Raw genomic sequence first — 24,601 nt, 5'->3', positions numbered from 1 at the left:
GCCGGGACTGTGCGCGGGCGGCGCGGTCAGCCGTGGGTGGCGACGAAGTCGTGCAGCCAGTCGGGGGCGATGCCGTCACCCGGAGCCGTGCGGCGCAGCGCCTCGCCCGGGCGGATGCCGAGCAGGGCCAGCGTCATGGTGGCCAGCAGCGTCGAACGGCCGTTGTCGGCGGCGGACTGGGTGACCACGAATCGTCCCGCGCGGACCTCACGGGCGAGGCGGGCGGCGAGAGCGACCACCTGGTTCGCCTCCTGCTGCATCTCCTTCGGCGACGGCGCGGCCGCCGGGAACGGGACCACCTCGATCCCGGCGGTGTCCGGGCCGGGCGCCGCCGACGACACCAGCACCTGCACCCCGGCTCGGGCGAGCGCGCCCAGCTCCTGCGGTGACCACGGCTCGTCCGCGGGGCGGGCCATCGTCGCGAGCTGGCCCGGGCCCGGGCCGGCGATCACGTGGAGTGCTGGAGCCATGAACGCCTCGTCCTCCCCTGCCTTGCGAATCCAGAATTCGGCCTACGCAGAGTAGGGTCACCCCCGGTACGCCCGCTAGCTGGAAGGCGCAGAGAGAAGTGACGTCCCTCCGTAAGACCCGCGTCGCGATCGTTTTCGGTGGCCGCAGCACTGAGCACGCCATTTCCTGCGTCAGCGCGGGTGCGATCCTGGCCGCTCTCGACCCCGATCAGTACGAGGTGGTCCCGGTCGGAATCACCCGTGAGGGGCGCTGGGTCCTCGCTTCGGGTGACACGTCGCAGCTCGCGATCAACGGCCGGACGCTGCCGGAGGTCACCGCGGAGTCGGGCAGTGCGATCATGCTCTCCGCCGACCCGACCGCGGCCGATCTGATCGTGCGCGAGCCGGCCGACGGGGTGTCCGAGTTGGCCGGTGTGGACGTGGTGTTCCCGGTGCTGCACGGCGCCTACGGGGAGGACGGCACCATCCAGGGCATGCTCGAGATGGCCGGTATCCCGTATGTCGGGGCCAACGTGTTCGCGTCGGCGGCGGCCATGGACAAGGAGTTCACCAAGAAGCTGGCGGTCGCCGAGGGCATCCCCGTCGGACCGTACGCGGTGCTCCGAGCCGGGATGTCGCTGTCCGGGGCCGACCGGGAGCGGCTGGGCCTGCCGGTCTTCGTGAAGCCGTCGCGGGCCGGGTCGTCGCTGGGCATCACCAAGGTCACCGACTGGGCCGACCTGGACGACGCCGTCGCCGAGGCCCGCCGGATCGACCCGAAGGTCCTGGTCGAGGCGGCGCTGGTGGGCCGCGAGATCGAGTGCGGCGTGCTCGAGGGGGAGGCCGGCGGGGCGCCCGAGGCGTCGGTGCTGTCGGAGATCCACGTCGACGACGTCGAGTGGTATGACTTCGAGACGAAATACCTGGTGGGCGGTCGCTACACGGTGCCGGCCGAGCTGCCCGCCGAGGTGACGAGGCAAATCCGGGACTACTCGCTGCGCACCTTCACCGCGCTCGACTGCGCCGGCCTGGCCCGGGTGGACTTCTTCGTGACCGAGGCCGGCGAGATCTTCCTCAACGAGATCAACACGATGCCGGGGATGACACCGAACTCGATGTTCCCCCGGATGTGGACCGCCACCGGGCTCGAATACCCCAAGGTCGTGGACCGGCTGATCCGGACGGCGCTGCGCCGTGGCACCGGCCTGCACTGACCGGTTACTCGCAGCCGCTCGGCATCGTCCCGGCCGCCCTGGACTTGACCGTCTTGACGAGCGTGTCGGAGAACTCGTTGGCCCACTGGGCCGGATTCTCGTAATACGACGGGACGGTCACCCGCACCGGCACCTCACGGTCCATCGTGGTGATGGTGGCCGCGCCGGCGCCGGGAGCCGCATACCAGCACACGTTGTTCATGATCAGCAGCTCGGTGTCCATGGCGACGCAACCCGGCGTGGTGTCCTCCGGCGTGGTGCACATGATCGGCTGGGGCACCCCGCAGGCGACCGTGATCGCGGGCTCGCCGTAGGCCGCATTCTGCTCGGCGCCGGCACTCACCGGCCGGCCCTGCAGATCCCGGATCTTCGCCGGCAGCTGGGACGTCACCGCGAGGCAGGCGCGTGCGGTCTGCTCGTCGAGCCGCGGCGCGTCCATCACCACGGGCGCGGACGGGATCGGGTTGGCCGCTTTTTCGGGTTTGTCCGGATTTTCCGGCATGATGGTGAGGAAAGCGATAACGCCGACGATCACCGTCACCGGTACGGCCACCACCGTCGCCCACAGAGCAGCGGCCCTCTTGACCGGGTCCTTCTCCGGTGCCTTCGCCGGCGTATCCACATCCACCATAGTCAGAGGTTTACCACGGAGCAGGTGAGCGTCCGCGTGATGCCCGGAACGTACTGGACCTTGCTCACAATCAGGCCACCCAACTCGTCGACCGTGTGCGCCTCGGTCAGCACGACCACGTCATACGGCCCGGTGACCGCGTCGACACGCACCACCCCCGGTATCTTCTCGATCGCGGCGGCCACGTCACGGGCCTTACCGACCTCCGTTTGAATGAGGATGTATGCCTGGACCACGATCCGACTCCAATCCGCCACTTCGTCGGTGATCCCCGATCGTGAAACTACCGTACGAAGCGACCCGGCAGCGGGACGCCACCATCGAAGGACTTAGACGTGAGCATCGCAGAGGCCGGTGAATTCGGACTGATCGGCCGAATCGTTCCCAGGCTGGGCACCGGAGAGAGCACCCTGATCGGCCCCGGCGACGACGCCGCCGTGATCCGGGCGCCCGACGGGCGGGTGGTCGCCTCCACCGACGTGCTCGTCGAAGGCCGCCACTTCCGCCGCGACTGGTGCAGCCCCACCGACGTCGGTCACCGGGCCGCCGCCGCCAACCTCGCCGACATCGCCGCCATGGGCGCCGTGCCCACCGCGCTGCTGCTGGCCCTCTGCGTGCCCACCGGACTCGACATCGCCTGGGCCGAAGGACTCGCCGACGGCCTCGCCGCCGAAGCCGGGCTCGTCGGCGCCGCCGTGGTCGGTGGCGACACCTCCTCCAGCCCGACCCTCACCATCGCGGTCACCGCACTCGGCGACCTGTGCGGCGCCGCGCCCGTCCGGCGCGACGGCGCCAGACCCGGCGACATCCTCGCTCTGGCCGGGCGGATCGGTCACGCGGCCGCCGGGCTCACGGTTCTCTCCCGAGGATTCCGTACGCCCAAGCTGCTCGTGGAGGCGTATCGTCGCCCGGCCGTCCCGTACGCGGCAGGACCGGAGGCGGCACGACTCGGCGCGACCTCGATGATCGACGTGTCGGACGGGCTGCTCCAGGACGTCGGTCACATCGCCACGGCCAGCTCCGTCGCCATCGACGTGCACAGCGACGCCTTCGACCTGCCCGATCAGATGCGTGACGCGGCCAAGGCGCTCGGCGTCGACCCGTACCAGTGGCTCCTCGCCGGCGGCGACGATCACCCGCTGGCGGCGACGTTCCCGCCGAGCGCCGCACTGCCGCCGCACTGGCGCCCGATCGGCACCGTCACCTCCGGCGAAGGCGTCACCGTCGACCGCAAGCCCTGGACCGGCGGCTTCGGCTGGGACCACTTCCGCTGACCCCGCCGCCCGCCGCCCCGTCGCCGCCCGACCGCCTGCCCGCCGCCCGCCTGCTTGCTTGGCGGCCAGCCTGCCGCCTGCTTGCTTGGTAGCCTGCCTGTCTGCCGACCCGCCTGCCGCCTGCCTGCCCGTCGGCCTCTGGTCGGCCTCCGGTGGGTTCGGCGTCGCTGGCTGCCGCAGGGGCGTGCTGGCTAGTCTTGCGGCGTGCACGACATCAAGATCATCCCGACGGACTTCGACGACCCCGCGGTGCAGGCGCTCGTCGCCGAGAACATGCGTGACCTGTCCGAGCGATATGGCGGCAGCGGTGACGACACACCCATCTCGGGCGCCGACTTCACACCGCCCCGAGGCGCGTTCCTGGTGGCCGTTCTCGACGACCAGTTGGTCGGGAGCGCCGGCTGGCGACGGCACGGCGACGATGCCGAGCTCAAGCGCATGTTCACGACCAAGGCCGCCCGGGGCCGTGGCGTAGCCCGCCTGATGCTCAGCCGGATCGAGGAGTCAGCCAGGGAGGCCGGCTGCCGCCGGGTCATCCTGGAGACCGGAGACCGCCAGCCGGAGGCGATCGCCCTCTACGAGTCGGCCGGCTATACCCGAATCGCCGACTTCGGCTACTACAAGGACCACGCCGACGTCCTCTCCTTCGGCAAGCGCCTCTGACCAGCCCCCGGCGTGGCGATGATCCTCATCACTACGGTCCAGTGCCGGGGCCGCGCCGCCACGCACGGGGTGACTCGGGGCTCGGCCCGTACCACCGATGACGACGCGCCGAGTTCACGGCCAGCCCTCCGTCGGCAGGGTGACCGGTGGGCGACCGGCACACCATCGCCGGCCCCGGGTTGGGGCCCGCACCCATCCGAGTGGTGACTCGTGTTGGAACCGCTCGACCTGGTGGCCGCGTGGCGGGTCTTCGGCCGCGTTCCAGTTCGCGTGGTGACTCGTACCACAGCTGTCCGAGGTCGGGCGGTGTCTTGCTCCGGGGGGAGTGAGGTTCGATTCACGCCGTCGCTGGTCATGCCGGATTCGGGTGTGCTCGGACCCCGTGTCACCACGTGGGCACGCGACGACCCCTGCCGAGCGGTGATGCGAATCGGACCGCAGGCCGCACGTGACGCTAGATACCGCTGGAAACAGCGAGTAGCCGCCGAACCCGGAGGTTCAGCGGCTACTCGATTTGGTCTGTGGAAGCTCGATCAGGCGCGAACGACCTTGCCGGCCTTGATGCACGAGGTGCAGACCTTGAGCTTCTTGGTGGTCCCGCCACCGGCCGGAGTGCGCACCGACTGGATGTTCGGGTTCCAGCGGCGGTTGGTCCGCCGGTGCGAGTGGGACACGTTGTGGCCGAAGCCCGGTCCCTTGCCACAGACGTCGCACACGCTAGCCACGGGATACTCCTGGGTGTGATTCGGAACTGACCTGCTCCAAGAAGCTGGAGGCGCCCAGGGAAGAATCGCCCAGGCAACCCGGCGAGCTTACCCGACTCGCTGGGCCCGCAGCCAATCGCCCCCGGTCAGGGCGCGTGCCCGGCGTTTGTCGGGGGTGGTTAGTACGATTTTCGCGTGCTGGAGACCCTCGATGCCGCCGCGGTACGCCGCTGGTGTGATGGTGGGCTCGAGGCGCTCCGGGCCCATCAGCGTGAGATCGACGAGCTGAACGTCTACCCGGTGCCCGACGGCGACACCGGCACCAACCTCGTCCTGACGCTGACCGCCGCGCAAGAGGCGCTGGGCGCTGCGGACGAGGTGCTGGATGCTGCGGGCGAGGCCTGCGGTGCCGCGGGCGAGGCGCGCGGTGCTGCGGGCGAGGCCTGCGGTGCTGCGGGCGGGGCGTGGGGTGCTGCGGGCGAGGCGTGGGGTGCTGCGGGTGAGGCGCCGGAAGTCGTGCGAGATCCGGGTCACACCGTTCAGGGGCGGCCGAGCCCCGAGGGTGTGGCGGGCCTCATGCATCGGATGGCGCGGGGGGCTCTGCTCGGAGCCCGCGGCAACTCGGGCGTGATCGTGTCGCAGATCCTGCGGGGCATGGCCGACGCGTTCGCCGGCACGGTCGCGGTGCGCGGCGGCGAGCTGGCCCGCGCGTTACGGACGGCGACGGACGCGGCCTACGCGGCGGTCGCCCGTCCGGTCGAGGGCACGGTGCTGTCGGTCGTGGCAGCCGCCGCGGAGGCCGCCGGCCGGATCAAGTCCGACAGCCTGATCATCGTCGCCCGTGAGGCCGCCCGGGCCGCAGCCGAGGCTCTCGCCCGCACGCCGCAGCAGCTCCAGGTCCTCGCCGACGCCGGAGTGGTCGACGCCGGAGGCCGTGGCCTGTGCCTGTTGCTCGATGCCCTGGTCGAAGCGGTCGACACCGATGGTGAGGTGGTGGTCGAGATGGGCGAGACCGGTGGCACGGTGGCCGTCGTCGACGTGGAAAGCGGAGGCGCCCGGCTCGCCGGGCCGCCCGGAGACCCCGCGCCGGCCGGGCCTGCCGAGACAGTCGATCCGGCCGGGCGCGGCGAGGCGGCCAGAGGCGCCGAACCGGCAGGGCGCAGTGCGTCAGCCGGAGGTTCCGGCGCGGCCCGGCGCGGCGGGGCGGATGGGCGCGGCGGGGCGGATGGAGGAGGGTCCGGGGTGGCCGGGCGCGGCGGGGCGGACGGAGGGTCCGGAGCGGCGTGGCGCGGCGGGGCGCTGGGCGGGCCGGCAGGGCGCGGTGCGCCGGTCGGAGGTTCCGGGGCGGCTGAGTGGGGCGGGGCCACCGGACACACCGGTGGCGGCGCGGTGGGGGAGACGGGGTGTGAAGGGTACGGGTTCGAGGTCCAGTACCTGTTGGACGCCCCCGAGGAGGCCGTCGCACGGCTGCGGGTGACGTTGGATCGGCTGGGGGACTCGCTGGTCGTCGTGGGGACCGGGGACGGGGATCCGCCGACCTGGAACGTGCACGTTCATGTGACCGAGATCGGCCCGGCGATCGAGGCCGGTGTGGCAGCCGGTCGCCCGTACCGGATAAGTGTCACTCCCCTGGAGCGCCGGACCGGAAGTGATCAGCGTGGCGCCGTGGTCGTCGCCGCCGGCGACGGGCTCACGGCGCTGTTCGAGGCGGAGGGCGCCGTCGTGGTGGACCGTAATCCGTCGACGGCGGAGATGCTGGCGGCGGTGCACGAGACCGGCGCCCGTTCAGTGGTGCTGCTGCCCAACGACGCGAACACGCACGCGGTCGCCGTGTCGGCGGCCCGGGAGGCGGAGGCCGCGGGCGTCCGGGTGAGCGTCGTCCCCACCAGGTCGCCGGTGCAGGCGCTCGCCGCTCTGGCCGTGCGGGACCTGCAGCGGCCGTTCGCCGACGACGTGATCGCGATGGCCGAGGCGGCCGGCGCCTGCCGGTACGGGGAGGTGTGCACCGCCCAGCGGGACGCGTTCACGGTGGCCGGCCAGTGCCGCGCCGGTGATCTGCTGGGCCTGGTCGACGGTGAGGTGCACGTGATCGGCCAGGACGTCGCCGAGGTGAGCCGCCGCCTGCTGGACCGGATGCTCGGCGGCGGCGGCGAGCTGGTGACCCTGGTGCTCGGCGCGGACGCGCCACCCGGGTTCGAGGATGTCCTGAAGGGTCACGTGCATCGTGCGTGGCCGTTCAGTGAGGTGCAGTGCTACGCGGGCGGCCAGCCCCGTTACCACCTGTTGGCAGGAGTCGAATGACCACGACCGACACCCCGTTGACCAAGGTGCTGGGGGCGAAGACCGCCAAGGCGCTGGAGGATCACCTGGAGCTGCGGACGGCCGGTGACCTGATCTATCACTTCCCACGGCGGTACGACGAGCGCGGCGAGCACACCGATCTGCGCAGCCTGCAGGTGGACGAGCAGGTCACCGTGCTGGCGCAGGTGCAGGGGATGAGTGTGAAGCCGATGCGGCAGCGCCGCGGCAACATGCTCGAGGTGACCATCGGTGACGGCTCGGGCGCGACGCTGACGTGCACGTTCTTCAACCAGGCGTGGCGGGAGCGCGAGCTGCGCAAGGGCGTGTGGGGGCTGTTCGCCGGCAAGGTGACCGAGTTCCGTGGCAAGCGCCAGTTGAACGGCCCGGCCTATCAGCTGCTCAGCGCGGACGCCTCGAAGGACGATGCGGCCGCCGAGATCGAGGAGTTCGCGGGTGCGCTGATCCCGGTCTATCCGGCTGCACAGGCCGTGCCCACGTGGGTGATCGCCAAGTGCGTGCGGACACTGCTGGACACGTTCGAGCCGCCGGACGATCCGATGCCGGCGGAGATGCGGGCGACGCGCAACCTGGTGGGCATCGGGACGGCGCTGCGGGAGATCCACCGGCCGAGCTCCGAGCCGTCGCTGTACTCGGCGAAGCATCGGCTGAAATGGGATGAGGCGTTCGCCGTACAGCTGACGCTGGTTCAACGGCGGGCGAAGGCGGCCGCGGCGCCCGGCACCGCCCGGCCCCGCGCCGACGCCGGGTTGCTCGTGAAGTTCGACGCGAGCCTGCCCTACGAGCTGACCGAGGGCCAGCGTGACGTGGGCGAGGAGATCGCGGCGGATCTGGCCCGGCCGCACCCGATGCACCGGCTGCTGCAGGGCGAGGTGGGTTCCGGCAAGACCCTCGTCTCGGTCCGCGCGATGTTGCAGGTGGTCGACGCGGGTGGGCAGGCCGCGCTGCTGGCGCCGACCGAGGTCCTGGCCACCCAGCACTTCCGCGGCATCTCCGCCCAGTTGGGCGCGCTGGGCCGGGCGGGTGAGCTGGACGGTGATCCGGAGGGCACGCAGCTCACCCTGGTCACCGGCTCGCTGGGTGCGGCGGCCCGGCGTGCGGCGCTGGCCAAGGTCGCCGACGGGACCGCCGGCATCGTGGTGGGCACCCATGCGCTGCTGTACGAGGGGGTCGACTTCAAAGACCTCGGCCTGGTGGTGGTGGACGAGCAGCACCGGTTCGGGGTGGAGCAGCGGGACGCGTTGCGGGCGAAGGCGGCGAAGCCACCGCACGTGCTGGTGATGACGGCGACGCCGATCCCGCGGACGGTGGCGATGACCGTCTACGGCGACCTGGAGACCTCGGTGCTGTCGCAGTTGCCCCGGGGCCGTTCGCCGATCGCCTCGCACGTGATCCCGGCCCTGGAGAAACCGGCCTACCTGGACCGCGCGTGGGTGCGGATCAAGGAGGAGGTGCGGGCCGGGCATCAGGCGTACGTGGTGTGCCCGCGGATCGGTGAGGACGAGGAGACGCCACCGAAGGACGACGAGCCGTCGCGCCGCCCGCCGCTGGCGGTGACGGAGGTACTGCCGCTGTTGCGCGACGAGTACCTGAAGGGCCTGCGGATCTCGATGCTGCACGGCAAGATGCCGCCGGAGGAGAAGGACGCGGTGATGCGCTCGTTCGCCGCCGGTGACGTGGACGTGCTGGTCGCGACCACGGTCATCGAGGTCGGCGTGGACGTGCCGAACTCGACGGTGATGCTGATCCTGGACGCCGACCGGTTCGGGGTGTCGCAGCTGCACCAGTTGCGCGGCCGGGTGGGCCGAGGCTCGGCGCCGGGTGTCTGCCTGCTGCACACCGAGGCGGTCGAGGGCTCGGCGGCGCGGGAGCGGCTGGACGCGGTGGCCTCGACGACCGACGGTTTCAAGCTGTCCGAGATTGATCTGGAGCAGCGCCGGGAGGGCGACGTGCTGGGCGCGTCACAGTCCGGCAAGCACTCGCATCTGCGGCTGTTGTCGCTGCTCCGCGACGAGAAGCTGATCAAGGAGGCGCGGACGGAGGCGACCGCGCTGATCGGCGACGACCCCGACCTCACCCGTCATCCGGCGCTGGCGGCCTCGGTCGCGGCGCTGGTCGACGAGGACCGCGCCGAGTACCTGGAGAAGGGTTGATCTTTCATCTGTGTCCCCGCGACGCGTGGGACCGTATCGAGTCCGCCGGCTTCCTGGAGGAGTCGCCGTTCATCCACTGCTCCCCGGCGGACTGGGTGCACGTGGTGGCGAACCGGATCTTCGCGGGCCGCGACGACCTGGTGTTGCTGGAGTTGGATGAGGCGGCGGGCCTCCGGGTCGTCTGGGAGGACGGGGATCCGCCGGAGCCGGACGGGCGGCAGTTCCCGCACATCTACGGCCGGATGCCGACGGGCGCGGTGGTAGCCGTTCACGACTACCGACCGCGCCCGGACGGGACTTTCCCTACGTTGACCTGACCTGACGCGTCAGGCGGACCTGAGGCGCCAGGCAGGCAGGTCGGGCGGATCAGGCGGATCAGGCGGTGAAGTTCACCTTGCGGCGGCGGGCCAGGATGAACAGCACGGCGCCCGCGACGAGCAGCAGGAACGCGCCACCCGCGATGCCGGCGGTGGCCGATCCGGTCAGCGGCAGCGAGCCGTCCTCGTCGTCACCGGCGACCGGGGTGGTCGCGACCGGGCTGGTGCTGGCCGAGGCCGACCCGGACGGGCTCTCCGAGGGGCTCTCCGACGGGTTGTCGGAGGGGTTGTCGGACGGCGTGGTGGAGACCGAGGCGCTCGGGCTGGGCGAGGAGCACTCGCCCTTCTTCACTCCGACGATGACCGGCTCGGTGCCGGTGATCTCCGGGTAGGTCACGGTGGCCGTGGTGGCCTCGCCGGCCGGGAAAGTCACCAGCTCGGAGGCGCCGGGGGCGACGGTCGTGGTCTTGGTCTCGGAGCCGTACTTCACCTCGGCCTTGGCCGGGGTGTTGCCCTCCGGGTTGGTCACCGTGATCGTGACGGTCTTGCAGTCGTTCTCGCCCGCGGCGGTGGGCACGCAGGTCTCGGGGCGCGTCCAGCTGTAGGTGAAGTCCTGCAGCCCGGGAGCGGTCACCTTGACCTCGCCGACGCCGGCCGGGACCTCGACGGTCTCGCCCTTGCCCGCGGCGACCTTGACGGTCTTCTGGAAGCCGGCGCCGGTCACCCGGAACTCGACGTCGTACTTGCTCAGCTTGCCGTTGTTGCTCAGCTGCAGGTCGACGGTGCCGTCACACTGCGCAACCGGCTGCACGGCCGGCTGCACGCAGGCCTTGTTGCCGCCGTTGAACCAGCCGGCCGGGCCCTGCGAGCGGGAGCCGGGACCCTTCTTCTCGCCGAGCTTCGTGTCGCCGTAGTACCGGCTGCCGTCGAGCGGGTCGATGACGTCCTTCTGGCCGCCGAAGAACAGGTCCACCTGCGTGTTGCAGTCCGGGACCGCGACCTCGAGGGTGACGACGCCGTTCTTCTCCTTCAGCGTGCCCGTCTTGCTCTCGAAGACGTACTGCGGCGTCGCGAACTGGGGCTTCGGCGCGAAGTAGGACACCAGGGTGACCTCTTCGGCGACGTCGAGGTCGGAGTTGGGGGTCACCGTGGCGGTGGCGATGCCGCCGTTGATCGTGAAGGTGTGCGTGAACAGGTAGGGCTTGTCGGCGCCGCGTGGGGTGGCGCCGGCAGGGTTCGCGAAGGCCGTCAGGCCGAGCAGCGCGCCGGCCAGCACGGCCAGGACACGACGCCCGCGAGGGGTTTTGTTCATCTGTTCTCCGATGAGGGGATATGGGCGGGGGCGCGCCGAATCAGATTCGGCGCGCCCCCGGTTGTTGCTGTTGTCACGTGGTGCTGAGCCTTGATCAGGCGGTGAACTTCACCTTGCGGCGACGGGCGACGAAGAACAGCGCGCCACCGATGACCAGGAGACCGGCAGCGCCGGCGGCGACGCCACCAGCAGCGGCACCGGTGACCGGCAGGCCGCCACCCTCACCGTCGTCGCAGCCCTCGGCCGGCTGCTCCCACGGGACCTCGTAGGTGTTGGTGAAGGTCGTGCCCTTGTACTCGACGGTGTAGGTCACCTTGACGGAGAAGCCCTCGGTGGCGCTGAACTTCTCGGCCTTCGACTCACCCGGCTCGACGACCAGCTTGCGCTTCTCGCCCTTGCTGGTCTCGTACTCGATGGTGATGGGGGTCTCGTTCTTGCGGTTGTCCGCGCCGATCTCCACCGTGTCGCAGGTGACCTCGTAGGTCGGCTCGGCGGGGACGTCCTCCAGGGTCGGCGGCTTGCTCGGCTCACCGGCCGGGGTGCTCGGCTCGTCCGTCGGCGTGCTCGGCTCGTCGGTCGGCGTGCTCGGCTGGTCCGTCGGGGTGCTGGGCTCGTCGGTCGGGGTGCTCGGCTCGTCGGTCGGCGGCTCCTCCGACTTCTTGCACTCCTCGTTGAAGAAGACGTTGCCGGTGGTCACCTTGCCGTCGAAGTACGACGGGTTGTCCCACTTGGCCACGAGGCTCAGCGAGGCCTCCTTGGCGTCGCCGGGAACGACCTGCTTGGCCTTGATCGGCTCGCCGGCCCGGATGGGCGCGCCGTTGACGACGAGCTTCGGGTTGTCCAGCGTGGTCTTGGCCGGGTACACGTCAACCGTGGTGAACGTGGCGGTCTGGTCCGGGGTGCCGCCACCGATGGCGTTCACCGTCCAGTCGACGACCCAGTTTCCTTCGACACACTCGGTCGTGCCAGCGATGGTGCTGTGGTGTGCGAAGGCCGGGGTCGCGAAGACCGCGACGCCGGCGAGGCCGACGAGCGACCCGGCGGCGAGGGCGGACACCCGGCGGAGCGGGGACTTGGACACGTTCACGCCATCTCCTGTGTAGGGGGTAGTTAAGGAGCGCGCGAGGAGACAGCAGCAGTCGCTGGTGGATTGAGCGAGTCTGCGACGACGCCTCCCCGCGTCATCGGCGGGGACGATAGAACGCCACCGCAACGTCGCCCGACGATAGTCACTTCCCGAGATCAAAGAAACGTCTCAGCGTCCGCTAATGCTGTTGTTGCAGATTCGAGATCTTCGTTGTACTGAACGGAACCGTATCGTCGCCCGCAGTGCCCGCGAGGAGGGAAAAGTTCACGCCACGATGGCCCTTCGGGGCTGGTGAAGTAGCGTCCTTTGTGATGACCAGGATTATCGCGGGCGCACACGGCGGCCGCCGGCTGTCGGCTCCGCCCGGCGCGCAGACCAGACCCACATCGGACCGTGTCCGGGAGGCCTTTTTCAGCACTCTCGACACCATGACCGATTTGTCGGACACGCGATTCGCTGACCTGTACGCCGGATCCGGCGCGATAGGACTCGAGGCTCTCTCCCGGGGTGCCGCCCACGCGCTCCTGGTCGAGTCGGACGGCAAGGCGGCGCGCGCGATCCGTGACAACATCGTCGCGCTGCGCGTCGGCTCGGCGGCCAAGCTGGTCACCGGCAAGGTGCTGCAGGCGCTGGGCGACCCGCCGGCCGGTGGACCGTACGACGTGGTGTTCGCCGACCCGCCGTACGCGCTGGGCGACGACGAGATCACCACCGTGCAGGAGCAGCTGGTGTCCCACGGATGGCTCGCGCCGGACGCCGTGGTGATTTTCGAGCGATCCACTCGCGGTGAGCCGCTGAGCTGGGTGGACGGTCTAGCAGGAGACCGTACCCGGCGTTATGGCGAGACCACTCTTTGGTACGGTCGCCGATCATGAGACGAGCGGTGTGTCCAGGCTCCTTCGATCCGGTCACGAACGGGCATCTCGACATCATCGGACGGGCCAGCCGGCTCTTCGACGAGGTCATCATCGGTGTCCTCATCAACCAGTCGAAGTCCGGGCTGTTCACCATCGAGGAGCGCCTGGAGATGCTCCGCGAGGCGACGGCCCAGTACAGCAATGTGCGGGTCGCGTCCTTCCATGGGCTGCTCGTCGACTTCTGCCGGGCCCAGGGCGCCGCGGTGGTGGTCAAGGGCCTGCGCGCGGTCAGTGACTTCGACTACGAGCTGCAGATGGCGCAGATGAACATCGGGCTCTCCGGTGTGGAGACGCTCTTCATGCCGACCAACCCGCTCTACTCCTTCCTGTCGTCCAGCCTCGTCAAGGACGTGGTGAAGTGGGGTGGCGACGCCTCGTCGTACCTTCCGGACAATGTGCTGGCTCGCCTCGTCGGCCGGTTGAAGCAGAATTAGGCGGCTTGGCAGTAACGTGATCGCACCACGCTGGGTGGCGGTTCGACGACGGGAGTGAGGAACCGGTGGATCCGCTCGACCGTATCGACGAGCTCATCGAGCTCGTTCAGGACGCGCGCTCCGTGCCGATGTCGCGGACGAACTTCATGTTCGACCGCGGCGAGATGATCGAGCGGCTCGAGGAGTTGCGTGCCGAGCTGCCCTCGGAGCTGCGCAAGGCGGCCGCGGTCCTGGACGAGCGGGACCGGATCGTCGACGCCGGTCGCCGCGAGGCCGACCGGATCGTCAGCGAGGGCGAGAGCGAGCACGCCCGTCTGGTGTCGGTGAACGAGATCACAGTCTCGGCCGAGCACGAGGGCGCGCGCATCATCGCCGAGGCACGGACCGAGGCGCAGCGGCTGCGTGAGGAGGTCGACGACTACGTCGACACCGCGCTGGCCAACTTCGAGCAGTTCCTGACCCGGGCGCTCGCGTCGATCGAGCGGGGGCGTGACAAGATGCATGCGCTGCGCGAGATCGGCACCTTCCAGGGTGAGGATGCCGAGCGGCCGCTCCCCTTCTGACCCGGGGTCGATTCGACGACGTACAGCAAGCTCAGGTAATGTTTTCGGTCGGCCTACCCATGGCTGAGGAATCACGATGCCCAAGTCACCGCAGAGCCACCTGAACCCCAGGCAACCGCTGGTCGTCGACACGACGAAACTGCCGCGGCAGCCTGGTGCGACGCGTGCCCTGGAACGGGTGGTGCCGGCCCCGGCGGACCTCGGCCTGGAGATGATCTCGGTCCCCGAGGGGTCTGATCTCACGCTCGACATGAGCATGACGTCGGTCTCCGAGGGGGTCTACATCAGTGGCACCGCCACGGGCTCGCTCACCGGCGAGTGCGGGCGTTGCCTCAACGAGATCGACAAGTCGTTCACGGTCTCCATCGCTGAGCTGTTCGCCTACGCGGACAGCACCACGGAGGAGACCACCGACGAGGACGAGGTCGGCCGGATGAAGGGCGACCTGCTGGACCTGGAACCGGCTATTCGGGACGCGATCGTCCTGATGCTGCCGGCCAATCCGCTCTGCCGCCCGGACTGCCCAGGGTTGTGCCCCGACTGCGGGGTGCACTTCGACGACCTTCCGGCTGACCACAGCCATGAGGAGATCGACGCCCGCTGGGCCGCTTTGCGCAACCTGTCAAACAACAAGGAGTAGGAACCGTGGCCGTCCCCAAGCGCAAGATGTCGCGCAGCAACACCCGCTCGCGCCGGGCGAACTGGAAGGCGACCGCGGTGGTTACCGCGGCCTGCTCCCAGTGCAAGTCGCCGAAGCTGCCGCACGCCGCCTGTGGTGTCTGCGGCACCTACAACGGCCGCCAGGTCCTCGAGGTCTGACGCCGCCGCGTGACGCGCCCGATCATCGGGCGGGTCGTGCCCGAGCGGTGGCGAGCCACCGGTGCCACGGCTCCTGGACAGCGCACTGTCGGGGAGCCGGGCACCGCGCGGATCGCCGTCGACCTCCTCGGCGGGGACCAAGCTCCCGCCGTCGTGGTTGACGGCGCTCTGCGTGCTTGCAAGGCAGACCCGGCCCTGCAGCTGACGCTAGTCGGCCCGGCCGATGCCGCCGACGCGGTTCTGGCCGCCCTCAAACCGGGCGACCGCCGCCGCATCACCACCGTCACCGCCCCGGCCGATGCCGTCGGCGCCGCGGTGCACGCCGTCGCCGAGGGCCGCGCCGACGCGCTCGTCTCCGCCGGCGACACCCGGGCCGTGGTTCTCGCCGCGGCCCGTGAGATCGGCCGCTGGCCGGGAGTCCGCCGGCCCGCACTGACCGCCGTGCTGCCCACCGCCGCCGGCCGTCTCGTCCTGCTCGACGTGGGCTCGTCCGTCGACCCCGACGAGGAGACCCTCGCCTGGCATGCCCGGCTCGGGGCGGCGTACGCCTCGGTCGTCCTCCGCATGCCCGCGCCCCGCGTGGGCCTTCTCACCATCGGCACCGAGCCCGGCAAGGGTGACCGCCTGCGCCGTGCCCTGCCCGCCTTGCTCGTCGACCTGCCGCTGCCCGGCGGCGCCCGCTATGCCGGCCTGGTCGAGGGCGGCGACGTCGTCCTGGGCCGGGCCGCCGACGTCGTGGTGACCGATGGGTTCACCGGAAACGTCCTGCTCAAAGGGCTGGAAACGGCGTACGCGCTGTCCGGCCCGCCCGCACGGAACACCGATCCACCAGCCCGGGCGGCGCTGCTGCTCGGGGTCTCCGGCACGGTCGTCGTCTGCCACGGCGCGGCCACCGGTCCGGATCTCGCCGCGGGCATCGCGCTCGCGGCCGACCTGCACCGCCGCAACTCGGTCGCGGTGATAGCCGATCTTCTGAGCGCTCAGCGAGGTATCGCATGATTGACAAGCGTCGTCGTCCCTCCACTGAACCGCTGGAGGAGGCGTTCGGTGTCCCGTTCAAGCCGGAGCTGCTGGAACGCGCTCTGACCCACCGTTCGTACGCCTACGAGAACGGTGGCCTGCCGACCAACGAGCGCCTGGAGTTCCTGGGCGACTCGGTCCTCGGCGTGGTGATCACGTCGGCGCTCTTCCACAACCACCCCGACCTGCCGGAGGGTCAGCTCGCCAAGCTGCGGGCCAGCGTGGTCAACATGCACGCGCTGGCCGACGTGGCCCGCGGCCTGGGCCCGGAGGGTCTCGGCCCGCACCTGCTGCTCGGCAAGGGCGAGGAGACCACGGGCGGCCGGGACAAGGCGAGCATCCTGGCCGACACCCTGGAGGCCCTGCTCGGCGCGATCTACCTGGAGCACGGCCTGGAGATCGCCGGCGAGGTGATCCACCGGCTGTTCGACCCGCTGATGGCGGAGTCGGCGGGCCGGGGCGCCGCGCTGGACTGGAAGACCAGCCTCCAGGAGCTGACCGCGGCGCTGGGCCTGGGCGTGCCGGACTACGAGATCGAGGACTCCGGCCCCGACCACGCGAAGACGTTCACCGCCTGGGTGGTGGTCGCCGGCGAGCGGTACGGCGGCTCCGAGGGCCGTAGCAAGAAGCAGGCCGAGCAGCGTGCCGCCGCGGCAGCGTGGCGCACTCTCACGGAGCAGTCGGAGAAGACCGAGCCGTGACCGTGGTCGAGGAAACCCACCAAGAAGAGACCCTATGGGATAAAGCGGGCGATCTGGGCGGAGTGCTCACCGCCGTCGGCATTCTGGCGCTGACCCGCATCGGCCAGCTGCTCATGATCAGCTGGCTGAACGGTGGCGTCGCCGAGCCCCGCTCCCTCTGGGAACGGCTGCTCATCTGGGACGCCGGCTGGTTCCTGCGGGTCGCCATGGACGGCTACCCGGAGGGCTACACCTACGGCGCCTCCGGCCAGCTCGAGGGCAACGAGCTCGCCTTCTTCCCGGTCTACCCGATGCTCATCCGGGCCGGCGCCGCCATCGGCATCGACCCGAGCGCGGCCGCCCTCACCGTGGCCTGGCTCGCCTCCGTCGGCGCGGCGATCGCCCTGCACCTGCTCGGCTCGTCGCTCTACGGCAAGCGGGCCGGCTGGGCCCTGGTCGCCATCTGCTGCTCGGCGCCGGCCTCCGTGGTGCTGTCCATGGCGTACTCGGAAAGTCTCTTCATCGCCCTCGTCGCCGGCATGTTTGTCGCCGCGCACCGCCGGGTCTGGTGGGCGGCCGGGCTGCTCGGGCTGCTCACCGCGCTGAGCCGGCCGACCGGTGCCGCCGCCGCGCTCGCTCTCGCGGTGGCCGCGCTGCTCGCCCTGAAACACGACGACCAGCCGAAGTGGAAGCCCCTCGCCGCCGCGGCCGTCGCCCTCGCCGGCGTGCCCGCCTACCTCGGCTGGGTCGCCTACCGGGTGGGCGACCTCACCGCCTGGTTCAAGATCCAGACAGCGGGCTGGGGCACCTCGTTCGACTACGGCGAGAGCACCGGGAAGTTCCTCTGGACCACGCTGCGCTCCGGCGACGGCTGGGTCCCGATGAGTGTCGCGCTGATCCTGCTGGTGGCTCTCGCCGCGGCCGGGGTGGCCCTGACACGGAAGCCGTGGCTGCCGCTGGCCGTCTACGGCGTGGTCGCGATGGTCCTCGTCTACGGCCAGGCCGGGTTCTACCACTCCAAGCCGCGACTGCTGCTCCCCGTACTGTTGACGCTGCTGCCCGCCGTCGTCGCGGCCGCCCGCGCCCGCCCCCGGGTCGCGGTCCTGTCGATCACCGCGTGGGCGCTGTTCGGTCTCTGGTATGGCGCCTATCTGGTGACCGTCTGGCCGTACACCTTGTAAAGGACGTTGAAGTGCCTGAACTCCCCGAGGTCGAGACCGTTCGCGTGGGCCTGGCCAAGTGGGTGACCGGCCGCACCATCGCCACCGCCGAGGTGCTGCATCCCCGCGCTATCCGCCGGCACCTGCCCGGCGACGCCCACTTCGCGGCCGTCCTCTCCGGACGGACCGTCCTGGACGTCTCCCGCCGCGGCAAGTACCTGTGGCTGCCGCTGGACTCCGGCGACGCGATCATCGGCCACCTCGGCATGTCCGGCCAGCTGCTGATGCAGCCCGCCGAAGCCGAGGACGAGAAACACCTGCGGATCCGATTCACCTTCACCGACGGCGGTCCCCAGCTGCGCTTCGTCGACCAGCGCACGTTCGGCGGGCTGTCGGTCTCGGAGGGCGGCGCCGAGCTGCCCGACGAGATCTCCCACATCGCCCGCGACCCGATGGACCCGCTCTTCGACGACGAGGCGTTCAACGCCCGCATGCGCGGCCGCCACACCGAGGTCAAACGGGCGCTGCTCGACCAGACCCTGATCTCCGGCGTCGGCAACATCTACGCCGACGAGGCCCTGTGGCGCGCCAAGCTGCACGGCACACGCGCGACCGACCAGCTCACCCGCCCGGCTGTCGCCCGGCTGCTCGGCCACGTCCGTGACGTCCTCGGCGAGGCCATCGTCGCCGGCGGCACCAGCTTCGACGAGCTGTATGTCAACGTCAACGGCGAGAGCGGCTACTTCGACCGGTCCCTCAACGCCTACGGCCGCGAGAACGAGCCCTGCCACCGTTGCGGCGCCGAAATCCGCCGCGAGCAGTTCATGAACCGGTCCAGTTTCAGCTGCCCCCGCTGCCAACCCAAACCCCGCAAGACCCTCTGAGCCGGTACGCCGTCGGCCGTCCCCGACCGCAGCCCACCCCTCCCGTGGCTCCCGGCGACGCCCGCGCCGATGGGCGAGATCCGGTGAGGCGCGTCACCGCTGGATCCGTGACACGCCTCACCGGTCTACGAGCCGATTAGTACAGCCGGCTAGTAGGAGCCGGCTAGGTACGAGCCGGCTAGCCGGGCGTGGTGGCCGGGGTCGCGCCCACCCGGGGGCCGGCGTCCGTGGCCAGCCCGAACCCGGCGCCCCGGCGGCCCATCAACCGGCGGGCGGCGGTGAGGAGCGGGGCGGGCACCCCGTACACGATGTGGCCGTCTCCCGGGCGCACCCCGTCACCGTCCCAGCTCTGATAGGCCGACCACGGCCCCTCGAAGGTGCAGATCCGCACACCCAGATCCCGGTACAGCGGATGCGTCGGCACCCCGGGGTTGAGAACGACCCGGTGCAGGCCGCGCCGGGCGGCGAGCCGGACGGTCAGCGCGACCGGCCCGACACCTCCGGAACCGGCCGGCGCCCGGTCGAGGAACAGCCCTTCGACACCGTCGGCGCGCCAGGCGTCGACGTCGGCGAGGACGTCGGCGAGAGAACGGCTGCCCCAGTCGAGGTCGATACGGCCGAGGGACTGGTGGAGGGTCCGGCGGTCACCGGGCTGTTCACGGACGATCCAGGTGTCGGCGTCCAGCTCCAGCTCGGGCGACGGATGGGCGTACGGGGGGAACAGGGTTTTCACGGCGTCCTCCGTAGATCGGCGGCGGTCAGAGCGACGATGAGCAGGCCGGCGAGGTGGGTCGCGGCGAGTACCGCCACGGCGGCGGGCAGCAGCCCGGCCGGTGGAGCGGACAGCGCCAGCACGGTCGCCGCCAGCGGCGGGATGGCGGCGAGAGTCGCGGCGATCCCGTGCCGGGTGCGGGCGGCGAGCAGGAAGGTGACCGCGAACACCCCGCCGAGCAGGGTGGCGGCGGCGAGCGCGAGAACCGCCTCCCTGGCGCCGGGCACGACGGAGAACCCGTACGGCAGCCGGTAGGCGGCCACGAGCAGCCCACATCCGGCGGCGAGCGGCGGGAGCAGTCCGGCGAGGGTGATGGCGGTGACGTTGCGTACGTGCCGGTCGAACTCCTCGGGCGTCTCGGCGGCGTCCAGCCCGGCATCGATCCGGTCGGTGTGCCAGCCGATCAGCCCTTCCAGCAGCGGCACCGCGACCAGCAGCGGCAGAGCGGCGGGCAGCGGCATGACGGCCGGCCCGCCGCGCCACAGCAGGACCACCGAGACCGCCTGGGCGGCACCGATGACCAGATAGGCGAAAGCGCGCCGCCGATCACCGGCGGTGAGCCGCGGAACTCGCCCACCACCGGCTGCGGCACGCTGCTCACGCCAGCCGGCGGAGATCGCGCGCTGGTCACGGGCGACGGTGGGGATCGTCCGCTGGTCACGGGCGGCGGTGGCGAGCGGACGCTGGTCCCGGGTAGCGGCGGGGGCTGTGCGCTCGTCTCGGGCGACGGCCGTGCGGTGCGGGGCGCGGAGGGCCGAGGCGGGCAGCAGCGCGGTCCGGAACGCGCGGATCGCCACCGCGACCATCGCCGCGGGCAGCAGAGTCTGGACGGGCACGAGGGCGGCTTCCGGGACGCCGGCGGCGTCGGCCATGGCGGTGGCGGCGAGCAGCCAGCACGGCACGTACCAGCCGGCGACCGCCGCTTCGGCCCGGGTGACCAGGGCCGCGGTGACGGTGGCGAGGGTGACCAGCCCGCCGACGCCGGTGATGGCGGCGAGCAGCCGGTCAGGTCCGAGGAGGGTGTCGGGCGCGATCCACACGAGGGCGCACCAGATGCCGATGACCGCGGCGAACCCGGCGCCGACGGTCCGGGCCGCGGCGGCCGGCCCACCGCGCTGCGCGACGGTCATGCCCACGCTGGTCAGGCCCTGGGCGGCGGTCCATCCGAGCAGCACCATCACGGCCGGGACCGGCCACGCGACCCGTCCGAGCGGTTCGGCCGCCGCGATCGCGACGCTCAGCGCGCCGAGGTAGAGCCAACAACGGACCAGCGCGACGTTCAGATAGGCGCTTCGCGTGCGCCGCGCATGTGACCAGCGGCCGATCTGCCGCCGTCCGGCTTTCCGGTGGTCCTTTCCACCCCTCCTGCGGTACGGGCCACGCCGTTCACTCTCGACGCAAGAGGCATCCACGTCTCCCGGGCCGGCGTCGGCGTCGTCCTTGTCGTCGAGTGCGAGCCACAGCCCCTCGACGTCCCCGTCCGCACCACCGATCCCGGAAGCAGCCGCCCCGGGCCGCCCGCCCCCGGGCCCGCCGTCCCAGGCGTCGGAGAAGCCCTGGACACTCCCGCCCTCGGTCGTGTCCGCCCACCCACTGGCCCGGCCGACACCACCCCAGCCGAAGTCGTCGTCCCCGGTCCCGGTCTCGAATCGGGACCCGTCGGCCCAGGCCACCGCCGGTCCGACACCGGTCTCGGCGCTGTCCATCCAGGCCCCGGCGGCGGTCCCACCGGCCCGTTCCCCCCGCGTTCCCGTCCCGCCGGGCCCGGCCCAGCCCTGGTCCGGCCCGGCCCAGCCCTGGTCCGGCCCGGCCCAGCCCTGGTCCGGCCCGGCCCAGCCCTGGTCCGGCCCGGCCCAGCCCTGGTCCGGCCCGGAGCGTTCGGCCCAGGCCCTGTCCGGGAGGACGTACGTGCCCGTATGGTCGGCCCAGGCCCTGTCCGGCATGTCGTGCGTGCCGGTGTGATCGGTCCAGGCGCTGTCCGGGAGTGTGTACGTGCCGGTGTGATCGGCCCAGGAGCCCCCCGACGTGGTGTCGGCGGTCCCGGCCCAGGAGCCCTCTGGCGTGGTGTCAGCGGCGGCGGTCCCGGCCCAGGAGCCCCCTGGCGTGGTGTCGGCGGCGGGGCCAGCCCAGACGCCCGAAGCCCCGGCGTCCTCGGTGGTCCTCCAGAAGCTCCGGCGCTCCACGCCCCCCGAAGCTCCGAGCAGCTCGGCGACACCACTCCCCGACTGGGCGGGCCGAGTGCCGGAGGCCCACGAATCGGCGGCTTCACCCGTCGGCTGGGCGGGCCGGGGGCCGGAGGCCCACGAATCGGCGGCCGGCTGGGCGGGTGGCGTAGCGGCGGCCGGCTGGGCGGGTCGCGTAGCGGCGGCCCATGGATCCCAGACCGGAGCCGGGAACCCGACATCGGAACCGAAGTAACCTGAGGAAACGGAGGAATCGGACGATCCGGGATCATCCGGGGTCTCTGGGTCGAGCCCGGCGCCCCCGTCCACCGGCACGGCCTCCTCGGCCGCATGCCGTCCCCCTCGCCGCCGGGGCGGGGCGAGCTCGGGCTGCCCGGGCGCTGCGTGCCGGGGCTCACCGGCGGCGTTCTGCCGCCGGCGGTTGCGGTTGCGGGTGGTACGTGTGGTGGCGGTCCCGCCCGTGCCACGCGGCGTGGTCGTCATGAGGTCTCCCGAGTGAGCCAGCGCACGGTCGCCGGCGTGGTGTTCCGGGGCGCGGGAACGGTGAGCGCCAGTTCGAAGGCCGTCGCCGGGGGTGGCGCGGCCAGGTCGGTGTAGAGCGCGCCGTACACCCGGACGACCCGGTCGACGGTGAAGTGCCCGAGGGCGCGCTGGCGGGCGGCGTCGCCGAGAGCCCGCCGCCGCCCGGGGGCGCGGAGCAGGCCGACGACGGCGATGGCGAGCTCGGACGGGTCGCCGGAGGGGACGAGGATCCCGGTGTCGCCGAGGGTCTCGCCGGCCGGCCCGATGTCGACGCCGACCACGGCGCGGCCGGACATCATGGCCTCGACCAGCCGGTACGGCGGGTCGGCGGGGCCGGGCACGTGGGCGACGACCTGTCCGACGGTGTACCGGTCGCGGGGGTCGGCGGGCAGTGGGTGGAGCCGTATGGCCCGTCCGAGCCCGGTCCGCTCGATCTGCTCGGCGCAGTGCTCCTCGTGGGCGGCGGTGACGCCGACGAGATGCAGCACCACTCCGGGGACGGCCGCGGCGACCTCGGTGAACGCTTCGAGCACGAGGGCGAGCCCGCTGTCGGGTCCGCCGCTACCGGCCCACACGACGGTGGGTGTCTCGGTGACCTCGGCGACGCCCGGGTATTCGCGGGGGTCGACGCCGGCGGGCACCTGGACGAGCCGGGACGGCTGGGCGCCGTGGCCGAGGGCCCAGCTGTGGTGGTAGGTGCTCAGCGGCGCGATCAGCTCGGCCTCGGTGTAGCCGGTGCGGGCCACGGCGGTACGGAACCGGCGGAGCACGGCGCGCACGCTCGGGGAGAGCCGGTCCTCGGCGGGCCGCTGCCGGGGTACGGCGGCGCGGGCCTCGGTGAGCAGCAGCGGCGTCCCGGTGCGCCAGTGCCCGGCCAGCGCGGCGAGCAGCGGGGTGGTGCCGCCGACGCAGTGGACCAGCTCGACCTCGGGGACGGGCACGGTGAGGGCCCGCATGGCGTGGCGGAGCAGTGTGGCCGCGGTCCGGGCGTCGCGCACGCTGAGCCGGGGCAGTGAGTCGTCGGTGGCGTGCGCCTGTCGTTGCCGCCAGGCCTCCTGGAGGGCGTCGGTGAGCGGCATCGTGGCCAGCGGGTCGGTGTCGGCGCCGGGCGGGCAGAGCGCGGTGATCTGCCGGAGGCCGTCGGCGAACAGGTCGGTGACCGGCGTCTCGTCGCCGAGGAGGCCGCGGCAGAGCAGGGTGGCGGCGTCGGCGGCGCCGTCGGGGACGGGGCCGCGGCGGCGTTCGGCTCGCGCCGGGTCCCGGCCCAGCGCGGCGGCGTGGGCGGAGCCGACGTTGAACGGGAGCGGGTACGCGGGTGCGGACGGTAGTTCACGGTCCGTGACGGTCAGCAACTCGAAGCGGAACCGGCGCAGTCCCTCGACGAGGGTCCGGCACCATCCTCCGAGGGCGTCCCGCCGGTACGGGTACCCGCCGCCGGTGAGCAGACAGATGCGCTCGCGGGACGGGGTCGGATTCACGCTGGACGCAACGACGCAACCCGCCGAAGTTGCCGGAGCATGTCGGCTAGGCGACACAATTACGCCCCTTTTAACCCAATTTGTCAGCCACGTTTGCCCGTTTTTGCCCGAAAGGCCACGACGTGCGGCCCGCTCTGTCGGTCTCCGGCGCCGCCCGTACCCCGACCGCTCGTCGATCTCCCGCGCCGCCGCCACCGGATCGGCCCCGCGGTGACCCGCTGTCGCCCGCCGGAGACCGTCCGTGTGGCGCCGGTCTCCTGCTTGCCGGACGGAACGGGACGAGGTGACCCGTGTACGTCGGATCTTGCGAAAACGGACCGGTCTTGACGAGATCGACATGCCCGCGAAAGATGTATAAGACCTGGTGAGGTACCCCTGTGGTGGTCCCGAGGCGCCTTGGTGGCGTGATTCACTTGTCTCACGCGCGCAACCGGCACTGCCTCGGCTTGACGGAGCATGGGTATCGGCGGACTATGGAGTTGTCGCCAGTCGCGCCCACTCATGCCTCGGTTAAACCGTGGCTTGAGGTCTTGCACCATAAAGTGTCCCGCAGCTTCATTGGCGGGATTCTGCGCTCACGCGTGCCCGTGAGCATGTGGTGTGTCGGTTCGCATGAGGTTCACTGCGCACTGAACCGCTCGGGTGCGTGAAAAGGGCGCCACGCTGGCCGGCTTTTCCGGCAGCGACAAAAGACAGCGCACCACACAAAATCGACGCAGCGCGTCACAAGGAGTCACGATGGCGAAGGCCCTCTTTGGCCACGTAGGTGCGGCGCCCGACCGGCGCCTCCTCGACGAGGTCACCCGACTGCGCTCCCGGGTCCAGTCCCTGGAGTTCGAGGTCACCCGCCTCCAGGCGGAGAACGACCGCCTCGCGGCGGCCGCCGCGGAGGCAGACGAGTTCGCACGACTGACCGAGCCCGCTCTGACCTGAGCCGCTCTCGATGCCGGGCGGTACTGCGGGGTAGCCAACCGGCGTCACATCCCCTCGTAGAACAGACGCACCAGAGAAAAAGCGCGCCTCCACTCCCGTGGCGGCGCGCAGCT

General features: G+C 71.5%; 26 protein-coding genes. 17 read left to right on the top strand and 9 right to left on the bottom strand.

The genetic code is table 11. From position 1 onward, the window contains the following. Positions 1-26 precede the first annotated feature (26 nt). On the bottom strand, positions 27-470 hold the full coding sequence (locus ACQPZW_RS43400; protein ID WP_433791833.1) for a hypothetical protein: 444 nt from the start codon (positions 468-470) through the stop codon (positions 27-29). Between the two features lie 98 nt (positions 471-568). Here ACQPZW_RS43400 and ACQPZW_RS43395 point away from each other — a divergent pair, with 98 nt between their 5' ends. Next, positions 569-1,663 (top strand): D-alanine--D-alanine ligase family protein, encoded by a 1,095-nt coding sequence (locus ACQPZW_RS43395; RefSeq protein WP_433791832.1) that lies wholly within the window; start codon positions 569-571, stop codon positions 1,661-1,663. Between the two features lie 4 nt (positions 1,664-1,667). On the opposite strand, the gene ACQPZW_RS43390 is transcribed toward ACQPZW_RS43395, so the two are convergent. Together ACQPZW_RS43390 and ACQPZW_RS43385 are read right to left on the bottom strand one after the other, a co-directional pair. Beyond that, a complete protein-coding gene (locus ACQPZW_RS43390; protein ID WP_433791831.1) occupies positions 1,668-2,294 on the bottom strand; it encodes a DUF3515 family protein in 627 nt (208 codons plus the stop codon). Between the two features lie 2 nt (positions 2,295-2,296). Further along, positions 2,297-2,530 (bottom strand): Lrp/AsnC ligand binding domain-containing protein, encoded by a 234-nt coding sequence (locus ACQPZW_RS43385; RefSeq protein WP_014447186.1) that lies wholly within the window; start codon positions 2,528-2,530, stop codon positions 2,297-2,299. 99 nt (positions 2,531-2,629) lie between these two features. Here ACQPZW_RS43385 and ACQPZW_RS43380 point away from each other — a divergent pair, with 99 nt between their 5' ends. Then, positions 2,630-3,568, top strand: coding sequence for a thiamine-phosphate kinase (locus ACQPZW_RS43380; protein ID WP_433791830.1), 939 nt, complete (start codon positions 2,630-2,632; stop codon positions 3,566-3,568). 204 nt (positions 3,569-3,772) lie between these two features. Further along, positions 3,773-4,231, top strand: coding sequence for a GNAT family N-acetyltransferase (locus tag ACQPZW_RS43375; protein WP_433791829.1), 459 nt, complete (start codon positions 3,773-3,775; stop codon positions 4,229-4,231). A 533-nt stretch (positions 4,232-4,764) separates the two neighbouring features. Here ACQPZW_RS43375 and rpmB read toward each other — a convergent pair. Continuing rightward, complete coding sequence (gene rpmB, locus ACQPZW_RS43370) at positions 4,765-4,956, bottom strand: 50S ribosomal protein L28 (protein WP_026207002.1); 192 nt, start codon at positions 4,954-4,956, stop codon at positions 4,765-4,767. Positions 4,957-5,130: 174 nt separating this feature from the next. On the opposite strand from rpmB, the gene ACQPZW_RS43365 reads away from it, so the two are divergent. From ACQPZW_RS43365 to ACQPZW_RS43355, 3 genes are read left to right on the top strand one after another with little or no spacing between them, the layout of a single operon-like run. Next, positions 5,131-7,236, top strand: coding sequence for a DAK2 domain-containing protein (locus ACQPZW_RS43365; protein ID WP_433791828.1), 2,106 nt, complete (start codon positions 5,131-5,133; stop codon positions 7,234-7,236). Next, positions 7,233-9,407, top strand: coding sequence for an ATP-dependent DNA helicase RecG (recG, locus tag ACQPZW_RS43360; protein WP_433791827.1), 2,175 nt, complete (start codon positions 7,233-7,235; stop codon positions 9,405-9,407). Before ACQPZW_RS43365 ends, recG begins: the two co-directional genes overlap by 4 nt. Continuing rightward, positions 9,404-9,724 carry a DUF952 domain-containing protein gene (locus ACQPZW_RS43355; protein ID WP_433791826.1) on the top strand — a complete coding sequence of 107 codons (321 nt, stop codon included), beginning with the start codon at positions 9,404-9,406 and terminating at the stop codon, positions 9,722-9,724. The genes recG and ACQPZW_RS43355 overlap by 4 nt, the downstream gene beginning before the upstream one ends. 58 nt (positions 9,725-9,782) lie before the next feature. On the opposite strand, the gene ACQPZW_RS43350 is transcribed toward ACQPZW_RS43355, so the two are convergent. Next, positions 9,783-11,036: a hypothetical protein gene (locus ACQPZW_RS43350; protein WP_433791825.1), complete on the bottom strand. Its 1,254-nt coding sequence runs from the start codon at positions 11,034-11,036 to the stop codon at positions 9,783-9,785. Between the two features lie 94 nt (positions 11,037-11,130). Then, the gene (locus ACQPZW_RS43345; protein WP_433791824.1) at positions 11,131-12,123 is read right to left on the bottom strand and encodes an LPXTG cell wall anchor domain-containing protein; all 993 of its coding nucleotides are present in this window, start codon (positions 12,121-12,123) and stop codon (positions 11,131-11,133) included. Positions 12,124-12,434: 311 nt separating this feature from the next. On the opposite strand from ACQPZW_RS43345, the gene rsmD reads away from it, so the two are divergent. The 9 genes from rsmD (at position 12,435) to mutM (ending at position 18,600) form a co-directional block, all read left to right on the top strand. Next, positions 12,435-12,998 carry a 16S rRNA (guanine(966)-N(2))-methyltransferase RsmD gene (gene rsmD / locus ACQPZW_RS43340; protein WP_433791823.1) on the top strand — a complete coding sequence of 188 codons (564 nt, stop codon included), beginning with the start codon at positions 12,435-12,437 and terminating at the stop codon, positions 12,996-12,998. After that, the gene (coaD, locus tag ACQPZW_RS43335) at positions 12,995-13,474 is read left to right on the top strand and encodes a pantetheine-phosphate adenylyltransferase (protein ID WP_433791822.1); all 480 of its coding nucleotides are present in this window, start codon (positions 12,995-12,997) and stop codon (positions 13,472-13,474) included. The genes rsmD and coaD overlap by 4 nt, the downstream gene beginning before the upstream one ends. 65 nt (positions 13,475-13,539) lie before the next feature. After that, positions 13,540-14,037, top strand: coding sequence for a hypothetical protein (locus ACQPZW_RS43330; protein ID WP_093622215.1), 498 nt, complete (start codon positions 13,540-13,542; stop codon positions 14,035-14,037). Between the two features lie 76 nt (positions 14,038-14,113). Then, entirely contained in the window at positions 14,114-14,677 is a 564-nt protein-coding gene (locus ACQPZW_RS43325) for a YceD family protein (protein ID WP_433791821.1), read from the top strand. A 5-nt stretch (positions 14,678-14,682) separates the two neighbouring features. Then, positions 14,683-14,856, top strand: a complete 174-nt coding sequence (gene rpmF, locus ACQPZW_RS43320) for a 50S ribosomal protein L32 (protein WP_043527495.1) — start codon at positions 14,683-14,685, stop codon at positions 14,854-14,856. 36 nt (positions 14,857-14,892) lie between these two features. Further along, positions 14,893-15,855: a phosphate acyltransferase PlsX gene (locus ACQPZW_RS43315; protein ID WP_433797799.1), complete on the top strand. Its 963-nt coding sequence runs from the start codon at positions 14,893-14,895 to the stop codon at positions 15,853-15,855. Beyond that, positions 15,852-16,577: a ribonuclease III gene (gene rnc, locus ACQPZW_RS43310; RefSeq protein WP_093622219.1), complete on the top strand. Its 726-nt coding sequence runs from the start codon at positions 15,852-15,854 to the stop codon at positions 16,575-16,577. The genes ACQPZW_RS43315 and rnc overlap by 4 nt, the downstream gene beginning before the upstream one ends. Then, a complete protein-coding gene (locus ACQPZW_RS43305) occupies positions 16,574-17,737 on the top strand; it encodes a mannosyltransferase family protein (RefSeq protein WP_433791820.1) in 1,164 nt (387 codons plus the stop codon). Before rnc ends, ACQPZW_RS43305 begins: the two co-directional genes overlap by 4 nt. 11 nt (positions 17,738-17,748) lie before the next feature. Continuing rightward, complete coding sequence (gene mutM, locus ACQPZW_RS43300; RefSeq protein WP_433791819.1) at positions 17,749-18,600, top strand: bifunctional DNA-formamidopyrimidine glycosylase/DNA-(apurinic or apyrimidinic site) lyase; 852 nt, start codon at positions 17,749-17,751, stop codon at positions 18,598-18,600. Between the two features lie 178 nt (positions 18,601-18,778). Here mutM and ACQPZW_RS43295 read toward each other — a convergent pair whose 3' ends face one another. Both ACQPZW_RS43295 and ACQPZW_RS43290 read right to left on the bottom strand, forming a co-directional pair. Further along, a complete protein-coding gene (locus ACQPZW_RS43295; protein ID WP_433791818.1) occupies positions 18,779-19,333 on the bottom strand; it encodes a spherulation-specific family 4 protein in 555 nt (184 codons plus the stop codon). Continuing rightward, positions 19,330-20,550, bottom strand: a complete 1,221-nt coding sequence (locus ACQPZW_RS43290) for a hypothetical protein (RefSeq protein WP_433797798.1) — start codon at positions 20,548-20,550, stop codon at positions 19,330-19,332. Before ACQPZW_RS43290 ends, ACQPZW_RS43295 begins: the two co-directional genes overlap by 4 nt. A 400-nt stretch (positions 20,551-20,950) precedes the next feature. Here ACQPZW_RS43290 and ACQPZW_RS43285 point away from each other — a divergent pair, with 400 nt between their 5' ends. Beyond that, positions 20,951-21,334, top strand: coding sequence for a hypothetical protein (locus ACQPZW_RS43285; RefSeq protein ID WP_433791817.1), 384 nt, complete (start codon positions 20,951-20,953; stop codon positions 21,332-21,334). 700 nt (positions 21,335-22,034) lie between these two features. Here the strand turns inward: ACQPZW_RS43285 and ACQPZW_RS43280 are convergent. Further along, positions 22,035-23,555 carry a DUF3492 domain-containing protein gene (locus ACQPZW_RS43280; RefSeq protein ID WP_433791816.1) on the bottom strand — a complete coding sequence of 507 codons (1,521 nt, stop codon included), beginning with the start codon at positions 23,553-23,555 and terminating at the stop codon, positions 22,035-22,037. A 738-nt stretch (positions 23,556-24,293) separates the two neighbouring features. Between ACQPZW_RS43280 and ACQPZW_RS43275 the strand changes: the two genes are divergently transcribed. Further along, the gene (locus tag ACQPZW_RS43275) at positions 24,294-24,488 is read left to right on the top strand and encodes a hypothetical protein (protein WP_043532705.1); all 195 of its coding nucleotides are present in this window, start codon (positions 24,294-24,296) and stop codon (positions 24,486-24,488) included. Positions 24,489-24,601 lie beyond the last annotated feature (113 nt).

It is taken from the genome of Actinoplanes sp. CA-252034 (genome assembly GCF_050956125.1).
Taxonomy (GTDB): Bacteria; Actinomycetota; Actinomycetes; order Mycobacteriales; family Micromonosporaceae; genus Actinoplanes.
This window is presented reverse-complemented; position numbering and strand designations above follow the sequence as displayed.